Source organism: Asaia sp. SF2.1, assembly GCF_000505765.1.
Lineage (GTDB): Bacteria > Pseudomonadota > Alphaproteobacteria > Acetobacterales > Acetobacteraceae > Asaia > Asaia bogorensis.
In genome coordinates, this window is the sequence record NZ_AYXS01000001.1 from 462302 (window position 1) to 475177 (window position 12876).

12 protein-coding genes, 1 tRNA gene and 1 pseudogene are annotated in these 12876 nt (G+C 60.3%); 4 read left to right on the forward strand and 10 right to left on the reverse strand.

Annotated features, from left to right (window positions below):
• The 3 genes and pseudogenes from P792_RS37270 to P792_RS22690 all read right to left on the reverse strand — a co-directional run.
• Positions 1–361 (reverse strand): annotated as a pseudogene (locus tag P792_RS37270) (hypothetical protein); the annotation flags it as partial.
• A 32-nt stretch (positions 362–393) separates the two neighbouring features.
• Entirely contained in the window at positions 394–783 is a 390-nt protein-coding gene (locus P792_RS22685; RefSeq protein WP_051395770.1) for a zinc ribbon domain-containing protein YjdM, read from the reverse strand.
• Positions 784–992: 209 nt separating this feature from the next.
• Positions 993–1082: transfer RNA gene (locus tag P792_RS22690), tRNA-Ser, on the reverse strand.
• A gap of 279 nt (positions 1083–1361) precedes the next feature.
• Here P792_RS22690 and rplU point away from each other — a divergent pair.
• The 4 genes from rplU (at position 1362) to proB (ending at position 4219) form a co-directional block, all read left to right on the forward strand.
• A complete protein-coding gene (rplU, locus tag P792_RS22695; RefSeq protein ID WP_023977545.1) occupies positions 1362–1676 on the forward strand; it encodes a 50S ribosomal protein L21 in 315 nt (104 codons plus the stop codon).
• 28 nt (positions 1677–1704) lie between these two features.
• Positions 1705–1971, forward strand: coding sequence for a 50S ribosomal protein L27 (gene rpmA, locus P792_RS22700; RefSeq protein WP_023977546.1), 267 nt, complete (start codon positions 1705–1707; stop codon positions 1969–1971).
• Between the two features lie 95 nt (positions 1972–2066).
• A complete protein-coding gene (obgE, locus tag P792_RS22705; RefSeq protein ID WP_023977547.1) occupies positions 2067–3086 on the forward strand; it encodes a GTPase ObgE in 1020 nt (339 codons plus the stop codon).
• Positions 3083–4219 (forward strand): glutamate 5-kinase, encoded by a 1137-nt coding sequence (proB, locus tag P792_RS22710; RefSeq protein ID WP_023977548.1) that lies wholly within the window; start codon positions 3083–3085, stop codon positions 4217–4219. Before obgE ends, proB begins: the two co-directional genes overlap by 4 nt.
• Positions 4220–4472: 253 nt before the next feature.
• Here the strand turns inward: proB and P792_RS22715 are convergent, their stop codons facing one another.
• The 7 genes from P792_RS22715 to P792_RS22740 all read right to left on the reverse strand — a co-directional run bounded on the left by P792_RS22715 (position 4473) and on the right by P792_RS22740 (position 12825).
• A complete protein-coding gene (locus P792_RS22715; protein WP_235075371.1) occupies positions 4473–5543 on the reverse strand; it encodes an SDR family NAD(P)-dependent oxidoreductase in 1071 nt (356 codons plus the stop codon).
• A gap of 307 nt (positions 5544–5850) precedes the next feature.
• Positions 5851–6834 (reverse strand): hypothetical protein, encoded by a 984-nt coding sequence (locus P792_RS35755; RefSeq protein WP_023977550.1) that lies wholly within the window; start codon positions 6832–6834, stop codon positions 5851–5853.
• A 163-nt stretch (positions 6835–6997) separates the two neighbouring features.
• Positions 6998–8227: a histidine-type phosphatase gene (locus tag P792_RS22720; RefSeq protein ID WP_023977551.1), complete on the reverse strand. Its 1230-nt coding sequence runs from the start codon at positions 8225–8227 to the stop codon at positions 6998–7000.
• Positions 8224–10629 (reverse strand): TonB-dependent receptor, encoded by a 2406-nt coding sequence (locus tag P792_RS22725; protein ID WP_235075372.1) that lies wholly within the window; start codon positions 10627–10629, stop codon positions 8224–8226. The genes P792_RS22720 and P792_RS22725 overlap by 4 nt, the downstream gene beginning before the upstream one ends.
• A 297-nt stretch (positions 10630–10926) precedes the next feature.
• Positions 10927–11814 (reverse strand): DUF4880 domain-containing protein, encoded by an 888-nt coding sequence (locus tag P792_RS22730; protein WP_023977553.1) that lies wholly within the window; start codon positions 11812–11814, stop codon positions 10927–10929.
• The gene (locus tag P792_RS22735) at positions 11811–12317 is read right to left on the reverse strand and encodes an RNA polymerase sigma factor (protein ID WP_023977554.1); all 507 of its coding nucleotides are present in this window, start codon (positions 12315–12317) and stop codon (positions 11811–11813) included. The genes P792_RS22730 and P792_RS22735 overlap by 4 nt, the downstream gene beginning before the upstream one ends.
• A gap of 208 nt (positions 12318–12525) precedes the next feature.
• On the reverse strand, positions 12526–12825 hold the full coding sequence (locus tag P792_RS22740; RefSeq protein ID WP_051395789.1) for a DUF2312 domain-containing protein: 300 nt from the start codon (positions 12823–12825) through the stop codon (positions 12526–12528).
• Positions 12826–12876: the final 51 nt, after the last annotated feature.

Here is a 12876-nt window from a genome sequence, read left to right on the forward strand (position 1 = left end):
CTGCCGCGATGAGTACCGCGCTGCCATTGGGGCTGTCCGGGCGAAAGACCTCAAGGCGGGGCTCGGTGATGTTGTAAAGAGCGCCCTTGGCCGTCGCCTGTTCCGGTCCGCTTGGACCACCCCCGCCGGGTGGCGTCTCGGGCCAGAGCGCAATCTGCTCTGGCGATCGCGAGCGGGACGGCCCGTGACATCCTGTCAGAGCCGCGGCGGAGAGTGCGAGAGAGGATGTCAGCACGCGGCGGCGGTTGAGCGCACTCTTCGCCTCGGCTGGCCCCTCGTTCGCAGCGGTCAGACCATAACCTGAACCTTGCTCCGCCATTGCGATAGCGGGTCTGAAACTTCCGGGCGCTTTACGCGACATGCGGCTTCCTTCCTGCTTGTCGCGAACGGCGCTCAGGCCTTTCGGACGAATTCCGATTTGAGATTCATCCCGCCGATCCCGGGAATCTTGCAAGACAGATTGTGCCCATCGCTGGCATCGACAAGACGGATACCCTTGATCTTGGTACCGCCCTTGATGACCGACGACGATCCCTTGACCTTGAGATCCTTGATGATGGTCACTGTATCGCCATCAGCAAGCACATTACCATTGGCATCGCGCACCGTCGCATCATCGCCAGCCTGGGCCGTGCCATCCGGAGCGCCGGTCTCGACGCTCCACTCGAGCGCACATTCAGGACAGACCCACAATCCGCCGTCCTGATAGATATGTTCGCAGCCGCATTGAGGGCAGATATCGCTTTTCACGATCTTGTCTTCCTGTTCATTGGGGCGCCTCATGAAAAGATATCAGGGCACCGCTTTTTCTTGACGCGCAGGGTAGCGTTTACCCCTGACAGCATGGCTTTTGCCAGCGTCATATCGATCATTAGCCGTGGCAAAGCATCTCGCCGCACAGCGTGACAGAACTTACGTGGCCCGCTGGCCCACCGTCGAACGTCTTTATTGATGGATTATTGTCGTGATCTGTCGACCCCTTTTTTGGGGTCTGGCGGAGAGGGTGGGATTCGAACCCACGGTGCCCGTGAAGGCACAACGGTTTTCGAGACCGTCCCAATCGACCACTCTGGCACCTCTCCGTAGCAGGATCACCTGGTCGTGGGCGGCTTATAAGGGGCAGGTCCGGTGGCTTGCAAGAGGGGGAAAAGCGATTCTTTTCGTAATGCCGTCATTTCGCCCTGTTCCCCACGCGATAATGATTGACGGAAGCGGCTTGCCTCCTGTAGTGAGCCCCCCTCGCGGGAGCATGCGTCTTTTGGTGCGTGGTTCGGCCAATAATAAAAAGCGACTGGGCAATGCCGACCGGGGAAAACCCTGGCAAAATTGCCAAGAGATCGGACTGATAGAGAGTTTAAGACATGTTCGCAGTCATCCGCACCGGCGGAAAGCAGTATCGCGTGGCCCCGCAGGCAACGTTGAAGGTTGAGAAGCTCGAAGCCGAAGCCGGCACGACCATCACCTTCTCCGACGTTCTGGCCGTTGGTTCCGACGCAGGCATCAAGATCGGCGCTCCGCTGGTCGCTGGCGCCACCGTCACGGCAACCGTCATCGCCCAGGACCGTCTGGACACGGTCATCATCTTCAAGAAGCGCCGCCGGCAGAACAGCCGCCGCAAGAATGGTCATCGTCAGCACGTGACCGTCCTGCGCATCGACGCGATCAACGCAGCGTAACTGACGCTAGAGAGAAGGAGAGACCTCCATGGCACAAAAAAAGGCAGGCGGTTCGAGCCGTAACGGACGCGACAGTGCAGGCCGCCGTCTCGGCGTCAAGAAGTTCGGCGGTGAAGCCGTTCTCGCAGGCAACATCATCGTCCGTCAGCGCGGCACGAAGATGATGGCTGGCCCGAACGTTGGCGTTGGTCGTGACCACACCCTGTTCGCCCTCGCCGATGGCGCCGTGAAGTTCACGCGCCGCGCAGAAGGCCGCGTTCACGTTTCCGTGACGCTGGCAGAAGCCGCAGAATAAAAGACTGGCCAATACCAGTTGACGGGAGAGGCCGGTCCGCTTGGGCCGGCCTTTCTTGTTTTGAACGATATTGTTGGACGAAGACGAGACAGACCATGAAATTCCTCGACCAGGCCAAGATCTATGTGCGCTCCGGCGATGGCGGGGATGGTGTTGTCGCGTTCCGTCGTGAGAAATACGTCGAATTCGGCGGTCCTGATGGCGGCAATGGTGGCCGCGGTGGCGACATCATTTTCCGCGCCGTTCCCAACCTGAACACCCTCATCGATTTTCGCTACACCCAGCATTTCCGCGCTCGCAAGGGCGGCAATGGCGCGGGCTCGGACCGTACCGGGGCCAAAGCCGAGACCGTCATCATCAATGTGCCGATCGGCACGCAGATTTTCGACGATGATCGTGAGACCATGCTGGCCGACCTCGATGAGGACGGCAAGGAAGTGCTGCTTTGCAAGGGCGGCGATGGCGGATTCGGCAATGCCAATTACAAGACGAGCACCAATCGCGCGCCGCGCCGTGCTGACAAGGGCTGGCCGGGCGAGGAACGCTGGGTCTGGCTGCGCCTCAAGCTGATTGCCGATGTCGGTCTTGTGGGCCTGCCCAATGCTGGCAAATCCACCCTGCTCTCTGTCTGCTCACGGGCCAAGCCCAAGATTGCCGACTACCCCTTCACTACGCTCCACCCGCAGCTTGGCGTTGTGCGCCTTTCGGCCACGGAGGAGTTTGTTATTGCCGATATTCCGGGCCTGATCGAAGGTGCCAGTGAAGGCGCAGGGCTTGGCGATCGTTTTCTTGGCCATGTCGAGCGCTGCGCGATGCTCATCCATCTGCTCGACGGCACAGAGAGCCAACTGGTCAAGAATTACCGCATGATCCGTGGCGAACTCGCTGCTTATGATGAGACGCTCGCTGAAAAGCCGGAAATCATCGTGCTGAACAAATGCGATGCCCTGACCAAAACCCAGATCACAGCCAAGACGAAGGCCCTCGCCAAGGCCTCCGGTGCCGAGGTGTTCACCTTGTCGGCAGCCACCCATGAAGGGCTGGCCGAGCTGCTGCGTATCGTGCAGGATCGCGTCACCCATTACCGTCTGGAAGAACGCGAGACCCATCAGTGACCAACCGACTGGCTGAAGCGCGCTGTGTTGTCATCAAGATTGGTTCGGCCCTGCTGGTCGATGCCAAGAACGCCGCGCTACGCCATCACTGGCTGAACACTGTCTGCGAGGATATTGCCCGGCTGCGCCGTCAGGGCACCGATGTCGTGGTTGTCTCCTCGGGTGCCATCGCGCTTGCACGTTTGCGTATGGGCATGGTGGGGCGCAGGCTCCGTCTCGAGGAAAAACAGGCCGCTGCCAGTGTTGGACAGATCCAGCTTGCACAGGCATGGAGCGCCGCTCTGGGCCTTCAGGATCTCACGGCAGGTCAGTTGCTGCTGACCCCTGGTGACACAGAGGACCGCGAGCGTCACCTCAATGCCAGAGCGACATTGCGCACCTTGCTGGGCCTCGGCTGTGTGCCGGTCATCAATGAAAACGATGCCATCGCCACGACTGAGATCCGCTTTGGCGATAATGACCGTCTGGCAGCCCGTGTCGCCCAGATGATCGGCGCTGACACGCTGATCCTGCTTTCTGACATCGATGGCCTGTATACCGCTGACCCCCGCCTCGACCCCAGGGCGGAGCATCTGCCTGAGGTCGCTGCACTGACTGAGTCGATCATGGCGATGGGTGGAGCGCCCCCGCCCGGTTACTCCTCAGGCGGTATGCACACCAAATTGCTGGCGGCCCAGATTGCCACACGTGCGGGTGCCCGCATGGCCATTGCCTCTGGCCTCTCCCCTCACCCGATCAGCCAGTTGCTCGATACCGGGCGCTGCACCTGGTTTCTGGCTGCGGAAGATGCAGGCTCGGCCCGCAAGCGCTGGCTAGCCAGTGCGCTCGAAACCAGAGGTCGCGTCATGATCGATCAGGGCGCGGTACGTGCCCTCGATCATGGTGGCTCTCTCCTGCCTGCCGGTGTGAAACAGGTCGAGGGCCGTTTCAGCCAGGGCGATCTCGTCGTTATCTGCGATGAGGCCGGACAGGAAATCGGCCGCGGCCTGACCGCCTATGATGCCGACGAGTCCCGCCTGATTGCCGGCCATCGCTCTGAGGATATCGTCACGTGTCTCGGTCATTCAGGGCTGGACGAGCTGATTCATCGCGATGATCTGGTCCTGATCCGCCAACCCCGCGAACCGGCCTGATCCTCTGCGCTCCGGTACGGTACGGTACGGTACGGTACGGTACGGTACGGTACGGTACGGTACGGTACGGTAACCGTATAGGGCGCCTGAAAGACTTAGTCATGCGGTGGGGCCCCGGCAGCCAAAGATCGTCTTCCGTCGGAAGCAAGCAACGGCGTCAAATATAGCTCCCCCCCTCCCGGATGAGTTCGGGTGCCTGTTATCGGCACCCGGGGTCGTCGTAACACCCCTTGGTGCTCCTGTGCCTATCGGCTCAGGTCATCAAAGCACTGTCACCGCCATTGACCTCGAATTCGGCGCCTGTCGTGAGGGCAGATGCGTCGGAAGCCAGAAATACGGCAATAGGCGAGATATCCTCAGGCTGTAGCCATCCGACTGGCTGAACCTCGGTCCGGGCACGATCCTTCCATGCCTGGGCGGGTGAGATCTCGCCATGCACCTTGTGATGCACCTGCTGCTCGAGAGCTGCGAGGCGCTGCTGATTCAGCGTGAGCGCAGTACCCACAAGCCCCGGTATGATGGCATTGACTGTCATGCCATAGGGCGCGAATTCCATCGCTGCGGATTTCATCAGGCCAATCAGACCCCATTTTGACGCGGAATAGCTCGCGCCCCCCTTGGTGCCGTGTCGCCCCTGCATGGACGAGACAATCAGCACACGACCGCCCTGGCGCGTGATCATGTGCGGTACAAAGGCCCGCAGGGTTCGGGCGGTGCTATTGAGGTTGTTCTCTATCTGGTCGTCCCAGTCAGCATCATCCATATCGAGCAGCGACTTCCAGCCCTGTATGGCGGCATTGGCCACGAGGATGTCGATATGGCCAAAGGCCCTGACCACCTCATCCGCTGCGGCTCGCAGCTGTGCGATCTGACGGATGTCAGCCCTGATCGCCATTGCCCGGCGACCGAATGACTGGATTTGCCGCACAGTCTCATCCAGTTCCTCATGCCTGGCAGGGACCGCATCGGCCACATGGCTTATCGGGCCGGCGATATCCAGCGCCACCACGTCGGCCCCGTTTGCGGCATACTCGACCGCAATGGCACGACCAATGCCCCGGGCCGCCCCCGTGACGACAGCCACGCGTCCCTGCAACTGCGAGCCTCTCCCCGCCCGGATCGCCCCCGCACTGAACGCATCAGAAGCTCTCGGCGCCGTTCCAGGCCCATCGTCATTGACCGCAGCGGCCTTGGAACCGTTTGCCGAGGAGAGAAATGCTGCCCCTCCGGCCAGTCCGGCCACAAGCAAGGCTCGCCGTGCGTGAACCGGTGAAGATTGGGCCTCATCGCTCATGAGTGTCTTGCTTGTCTGCGAGTGTGGCATGGTCGTATTCCCTTGTCTGACCGACGTGTTCGGCCTGGACATACTACGACACAATAAGACACAAATAGGTACACATCATTGTGTCTATTTGCTCTGAACGCGAGCCTTGCCAGTAACAGTCGCAGGAATCACTGACAAAGCCTTAGTGAATAACCATAGAAATAGATTTATTATCGTAACTAAATTATATTTTCTATCTACCACACAGGATGGAGCAGCATACCTGCATTGGCTTCAGGCAAGGTTACTTACCCTGTGCTTCATCGTCTCAAAAATTGTGTGTAGGACCGCTCAGTGTCGACATTGATCAGGGGCGCGGCGGCCAGCGCAGGGTCGGCTCGGAACGAACGCGGCGCGCGCCTGCCTCTTCCGCCTGCCGGAGTTTTTCAGCTTCCGCTCCGGCACCGCGCGGTGCCATTTCCTGACGCTGCGCCTTCAGGCGCCATGCATCATCGTTGCGGCTCGCTACCTCATTCTGATCCTTGCCCTGAGAACTGAATATCGATGCGGCGGTACCGCCTGCCCCGACATAGGGTGCGGCAGACGCCCGCGTGTCATAAGTGGCACCTGGCGGACGCGGCGCCTCTCGCGGTGGCGGCGGGTCAAAATGCGTGGGACGCAGGATGCGCTCCAGATTCTCCTGTGCGCCGGACTCGGCATAGCTGTAATCATCCCGCACAATCGGCGGGCTCTGGCGGTCACGACGCTCGTCGGCCGACGGGTGGCGCGGCTGGAAGGCCTCGCGCGCTGAAACCTCCTCGGCAGCAGGCATGGGTCGCAACGCCTCATCCTGGCCTGAGCGCTCGTACTGCATCCTGTCCGGCTGGATACGTTCAACCGGGGCATGATCTGGCGTAAGGCGCTCACCCGAAGCCCGCTCGCCGGCGGAACGCTCCCCCGAGGAACGCTCAACCGGGGGACGCTCAACCGGGGGACGCTGGGCTGCCTGCCGACCGGCCTGCGCCGACCACGGCATGGGGTCGGGAGCGCGCATGGTTTCAGTCGGACGAAGAGGCGGCTCAGCCTGCCCTGCAGACGCTGCCGCTCGCCGGGGCGGCGCATAGATTGGCTCACCCGAGGGGCCAGTTTCGCCAGCGCCCTGAGCCAGCCTCATGGCGATGATGCGCAGTTCAGCCCGCACCTCGTTGAGTTGTAGCTCCACCTCTTCCAACCGCGGTTTCACCCCGAAGATGGAAAACGGCATGAGGATGAACATAAGCCCCAGCCCAAGCAGGATGAACCCTGCAAGAAACTGCATCCACAGGGGAAGAGAAAGGAGTGCGGTCGTCATAATCAGCGATCTATGCCAATTTTACCGACACCGCCAAGCGCGATCTTTACGGCTGGTCCTTTTGCCTTACCACGATTGGCGCCTGGGCCGACTCCCGGTGCTCTTAACGGTGCATTTCCACTCTGCAGCCGCGAAGCAGATGCCCTCTGCGGCCGCATAATTTCTAGCGCAAATTCGCCCCGGTCAGAGTTACAGCAAGAGGTTGAGCGGTGCCGCTTTTCCCGTCCCTCAGGGCTTGCAGGGATTGATGGAATATCCGGGCGCGATAGACGATCCGTCCTTTTCCATCGCGCCACTGCTCGAAAGCCAGTGTCGTGTCCGGGGCCGTGCTGTCCGGCTGATCACTGAAATGCCAGTCCAGACCATATCGGGCCGCCAACGCATCGAGCGTCGTGTCATGACCCGCGAAGGCGAGAAGCCGTGTTGCGGGTAAGACGATCGAACCATCCCCCAGCCTGATCATCTCGCCTGCCATGAATCGCGCGATGATATGCGCCATGACCGCGCTGCGTGCAGCTACGGCCACACCCTGACGGCGGACGAGCCCGGACAGATAGTCATGAACCGGGAGCGCGGTTGTCAGCAGAGCCGGATTGATTTCCCCTACCCATGCCTCACGGGCGGACGCACTTCCCGCCCGGTCAAGGCTTTGCGCATGAATCAGCAGCAGGTTTTCAGCGAGCGTCGCTGCCAGTGTCATCCCTCCGCCCAGCGAAGGTCGCCCCTTTTTCTCACTGACCACGAGGCCGGTTTTGAAACAGGGCCCCTGCCCCGTCTCACACGCTTGTGGCGCAAAAAGCTGCTGCAACGCTGCCAGCCCGGCATTCACGCTGTCAGGACGCGCTCGTTTGTCATTCCGGGCCAGCTGCGTCGCGTCCGCCGCCATCTGATCATGGTGCTGTTTCACGAATTCCGCCGTCACGGCGTCAAACACCGGATCATGCTGCCCGGCGACAAGTGAGCGGGCCACGATTTTATGCCCCGGCGAGAGCGCACGGGCCATGATCTGCCCGCTTTCACGGGTGCGGTCATCGGCCGAATCTGCCCATATGAAGGGAGGCGTCGCCCCAAGGCAGGAAGACGCGTTGTGTGTGCAGGCGAGATCATAATAGCGAGCCACGCCCTGCATCATGGCATCGAGCGTGACGCGGCCATGATCGGTCAGTTCGCCGGGGGCCACTGGCCAGGAGGGCCAGACAACCCCAGTTTCCTGTTCGAGGCTACGAGCATCATGCGTCGGGCTGCGTATCCCGTGCCGTGCGATCAGCACAACCCGCTCTAGTTTTGCTGGCGCTTCAGGCTCGACCGAAGAGAAAACAGGAGATGAGACAGCTTGTGCTGTACCCGCGCCACCCAGTGCCAGCGCAAGAGAAAGAATGAGCGCGCGGATCATGGCAGCGTGACCGTCAGGTTGAAGAACACAGAGCGACCCGCCAGACGCCAGTAGAGCGGTGCGCCATCGGGATAGCCCGCACTGGCGGCAGACTGGTTACCGGCAAAATCGCTGATGGCACGATTATTGAAGAGGTTGGATATCTTGAGGCTGGGCGTCACGTCGCGCATGAAGCCCCCCAGCTTCTTGAAATGCCACCCCAGGGCAAGGTCAGCGGTTGTGGTGCTGCCAATACGATACTGGTTGGCAAAGACTGTATTGCCCGCGCTATCGGTAGTGCTGTCGAGCCCATAATGATTACCGACGAATTTGCCGATAAGTGAGGCATAAGGGCCCTTATTGTCGTCATAGAGCACACCGAAGGAGGCGAGCACATTGGGGGTAGCTGCCACGCGCACCGAGCTGTGCTTGTACTGCGCGTCATTCACGCTGTAATTGCCATAAAGCGATACGCCATGACCGATGGCATATTGCCCCTCGACTTCTAGGCCCTTGTAGATGGCACCACCACTATTGACCGAAGTGCTCTGCGTGCCAAAGCCGGGCACCTTGATCTGCGCCGAGGCGATGAAGTTCGAGAAATTGATGTAATAGGCGTCGAACGAGACCGTCCAGCGCTTCTGCTGCACCACTGTGCCGATCTGATAGTTCAGTGTGGTTTCAGGGCTGACATTGCCGACATTCTGGGTCTGGAACACGCTCATGGGCGGGGCGAGAAAGCCACGGGCAATCTGGGCGTAGGCACTCCAGCCCGGCAGGATGATCTGGTTTGCCGAGATCGAAGGCTGCCATGAGGTGAATTGCTGCGTCGTGTTCAGCGGCACCTTGGTCGATTTATTGACCGCCGCATCATAATCACGACGGAAATAGGAGTATTTGATGCCCGGCTTGATGATGGTGTTGCGGAACGGCTTCCAGTCGAACTCGAGATAGGGCTGAACGGTCGTGTTGAAATCCGAAATGTCATAGCTATAGGCCGAGCCATTCTTGCCAGGCACCATGATGCCGCCCTTTGTCAGATCGAGGGCATAGGTATAGCGCCGGTCGTCCTGCAGATCGGCCCAGGCGCCAACCAGCACATCACCCTGCGACGTATGGGCCTTGAAGGTCAGTGTATCGCCATAGTCGCGGAATTTCGCGTCGGCATATTTGCCGGGCACGTCATTTTTGTAGGTGGCCAGCTTCTTGCCCGCAGTTGAGTAGAAGGTCACGCCATTGGCGCCCGGGTCATCCGAACTGGCGTCGGTGGACTCGGTGTAATCGTGTTCAAAACCGTTCGTATAAAGACGGTTCTCGATTGTCAGCCAGGGCAGCACCTTGCTCTTGATATCGATGTAGTCGAAATCCGACGTGTAGGTGCTCGGCTGATACCCGGCATAGCATTGCAGCGCAGGATTGAAGCAGAGGCCATAATCCTTGCCGTATTTACGGTACTGGGCCAGCGTGGCCCCCTGCGTGGTGTTCTGGTTTTCCCAATTATAGGTGGTCAGCAAGGTCAGGGTCGTGTTTTCCCCCAGCCGCGCGACATCCTTGAACAGCAGGTTGTTGCGCCGCTCTCCCGAGCCGGTCAGATATCCATCCGTCTCCTCATGCTGCAGATCGAGCACCATCGAACCGAAACGGGTCTTGCCGGAATCGACCTCTACACCCCCGGCACGCGTGTTGAAGCTGCCATAGGTGCCATAGGGCGTGACCCCGAAATGCTGTGCAGGGGTGCGGGATTGAAACCCGATCGTCCCGCCAAAGGTCGCATTGCCGATAGTCGAGGCGGTGCCCGGCCCGCGATTGACCTGCACCTCACCCAGAAAATGCGAAATGAACAGCGAGGAGGTAGTGTGGTGCAGATCGCTGGCATTTCCGAAGGGGATACCATCGAACAACATGTTGTACTGACCATCCTGAAAGCCACGCAGGCTCATGGTCTCAGCCTTTCCCATACCGGGGCCGTTGGGGTTCTGTGTCCAGATGCTCGGCTGGAACTTGATGATGTCATCCACGCTTGCCAGTGGCACGATATTATTGGTGATGAAGCGCTTCTGGATGACCGAGGTCGGTTCGGTAATGGTCAGCGGCACGGTGGAAGGCGCCAGGCGCTCAGCCCGCCCGATGACCGTGATATGCTCCTGCCCGGTTTTGTCGTCGTGTTTGTCATGCGCAAAATTGCTGCTACGGGCGGCATTGGCGATCACAACAGTCCCATCGGGCTGGATATGTGCACTCAGCCCGGATCCGCCCAGCAGACGCTCCAGTGCCTTGTCGAGCGTCAAGCGCCCTTTCAGCGCCGGAGCATGCCTGCCACGCACCTGATCGCTCGAAAACAGAATGTCGCGCCCTGACTGCCGTGCGAGGGCGGTCAGGGAGTCTTCAAGCGGTCCCGCGGGCTGACTGAACCCTGTAGCCATACGCCCCTTCCCGGAGACCGCATCCCCTGCCTCTGTCTGCCGTACAGTGGAGGTCTGAGCCAGCCCAGGGATTGGCCAGGCACAAAGCGACAGCAGCACCATAGCCAAACGTTGGCGATTTCTGCGCGGCTGCATGGCAGGAACAGGGCATGAGGCTGGGCGGTCAGAGGCATACAGGGCGGGAATCATCGAAGCGGGCTTCCGTCAGGGTACGACCGGATTGGTCTCTCCCTGGCGAGACGACAGGCACGATCAGGCCCTCATCTGTTTCGGTGTCGTTTCATCAAAGCTTAACAATCAGAGCTGCACGACCGAGATCAGATCGGGGGCAAAAACCACCCGCAAAGGCAGAAGATGCGCTAGCGCCCGGAAAAAACGGGCCGGGTCATGGGTGTGAAAGACACCGCTGATGCGCAGAGGGGCAAGCGAGGGCGAAACAAGCCTGACAGGACGATCGCTGTAACGGGCCATCTCGTTCAAAGCCTGCGCCAGCGGCGTGCCATGAAACACGGCGCGCCCCTCACGCCATGCCAGCAGATCATCCAGCCTCCTGGGCCGCTGGGTCACCAGACGGGTCTGCCTGTCATACGCAAATACCTGCCCTGCCTGCACAACATGCGACGCCCCCGGTTTCTCCAGCCTTGCGCTCCCCTCAAGCACCGCGAGCGTCATGACAGTGTTCGTCACATCCAGCGCATAACGTCCACCACGCCCCGACACGGCCCAGGAGCAACAGCCGAATTGCGCCTGCTGCCCGAATGGCTCGGCCATCACCTCATAACGCCCTGTCTCGAAAACCATGCGACCGGTGCTAGGCGAGAGAACAAGAGAGCTGCACGCATCCATCTCGACGCGCAGCCCGGAAGCCATGACGCGCCGATGCGCGCCACGGCCCGTACAGATCGTCCGCGCATCTGCCACGTTTGCTGCAACACCGAGACTTGCCCCAAGCCCGACGATACCGGCCACGACGCCACGACGCGACAGCGGCAGGGAGACGTTTCTTCGGCGCGGTTGTGCAAACTGCCCGCCCTGCCAGATCTGTGAGACAAGGTTATAGGCCTGGTGATGCGCCTCTTTTTCCTCAAGCCACGCGTCGAAACGCCTGCGGTCAAGGTCGGAACACCGGTCGGACATAAGCCGTGCCTGCCAGTTTGCCGCCTGTTCGATTTCTGCAGGAGTCACGCGTCCACCGCTGTATCGGTCAGGAGCGCCATCGCCAGATGGGCCAGGGCTCGCGCCATGGATTTTTCGATCGTGCTGACACTCAGCGAGAAGGCCGAGGCAATCTGGCTGTAGGTCAAGTCATCCAAACGATGCATCAGGAAGATACGCGTCGTGCGGGGATCAAGCGCATTGAACGCCGTGCGCACGCGCCTCAGTTGCTCACGACCCAGAACGATGCGTTCCGGCCCCGGCGCAGCACAGACGGGCTCGGCGCTGGTATCATCGTCAAGCGATGCCACACGCAGCCGTGCTTCGCGCCGTGTGCGGTCGATGGCGAGATTGCGTGCCGCGCGCAGAACATAGGCTTCGGGATGTTCGATACCGTCCAGCCCGCGCTCGAACAGATGCATGAGCGCGGTCTGAAGCAGATCATCTGTATCGTTGCGCCGGTTCTGACGCCGGATACGCTCGTGCAAAGACGTCCAAACGGACTGTCTGAGGCACCATTCTGCCGCTGACATCGCCATCCTGACCGTAATGAAACAACCGGAACGGGGCGTTTCATATCAATGGCCGTTGCCAAAGTCAGGGAGAGATAGATCGTGTCTTTAAATCTTCATGAAGCCCGGCACAGGCCCTTGCTGCCCTCAGCCGGGTCACGCGCCTGCAAAACCGGTCTCCGGAAACGGGCATCGAAAAAACATGCCCGGTTCGTGTTGGTCTAAAGCCTTACATTCCAAGCGCACGGCGATAGATATCGAGCAGCGTCTCCTGCTCTTCGATCTCGTTGGGTTCTTTCTTTCGCAGCTTGATGATGTTCTTGATGGTTGCAACATCGAACCCGGCTGACTTGGCTTCGCTGAAGATATCCTTGATGTCGCCTGCCAGCGCCTTGCGCTCTTCTTCCAGACGCTCGACGCGCTCGATAACGCTGCGCAGGCGGTCAACGGCAATGCCCCCTACATTCGAGTCAGGATCGGCAGCCTGACGCGCACGGCTGGCGGCGGCTTCGTCAATATCAAAAGGCATGTCAGACATGGTGACCTCGAAAACAGGGGTTGCACACGGCCCGGTCGGGCC

Bases quoted from the DNA above. Each gene is read 5' to 3' on its own strand.
- P792_RS22735 (WP_023977554.1), bottom strand. From the start codon at position 12,317: ATGTCAGCGGCAGAATGGTGCCTCAGACAGTCCGTTTGGACGTCTTTG.
- P792_RS22740 (WP_051395789.1), bottom strand. From the start codon at position 12,825: ATGCCTTTTGATATTGACGAAGCCGCCGCCAGCCGTGCGCGTCAGGCT.
- P792_RS22725 (WP_235075372.1), bottom strand. From the start codon at position 10,629: ATGGCTACAGGGTTCAGTCAGCCCGCGGGACCGCTTGAAGACTCCCTG.
- P792_RS22715 (WP_235075371.1), bottom strand. From the start codon at position 5,543: ATGCCACACTCGCAGACAAGCAAGACACTCATGAGCGATGAGGCCCAA.
- rpmA (WP_023977546.1), top strand. From the start codon at position 1,705: ATGGCACAAAAAAAGGCAGGCGGTTCGAGCCGTAACGGACGCGACAGT.
- P792_RS22720 (WP_023977551.1), bottom strand. From the start codon at position 8,227: ATGATCCGCGCGCTCATTCTTTCTCTTGCGCTGGCACTGGGTGGCGCG.
- obgE (WP_023977547.1), top strand. From the start codon at position 2,067: ATGAAATTCCTCGACCAGGCCAAGATCTATGTGCGCTCCGGCGATGGC.
- P792_RS35755 (WP_023977550.1), bottom strand. From the start codon at position 6,834: ATGACGACCGCACTCCTTTCTCTTCCCCTGTGGATGCAGTTTCTTGCA.
- rplU (WP_023977545.1), top strand. From the start codon at position 1,362: ATGTTCGCAGTCATCCGCACCGGCGGAAAGCAGTATCGCGTGGCCCCG.
- P792_RS22685 (WP_051395770.1), bottom strand. From the start codon at position 783: ATGAGGCGCCCCAATGAACAGGAAGACAAGATCGTGAAAAGCGATATC.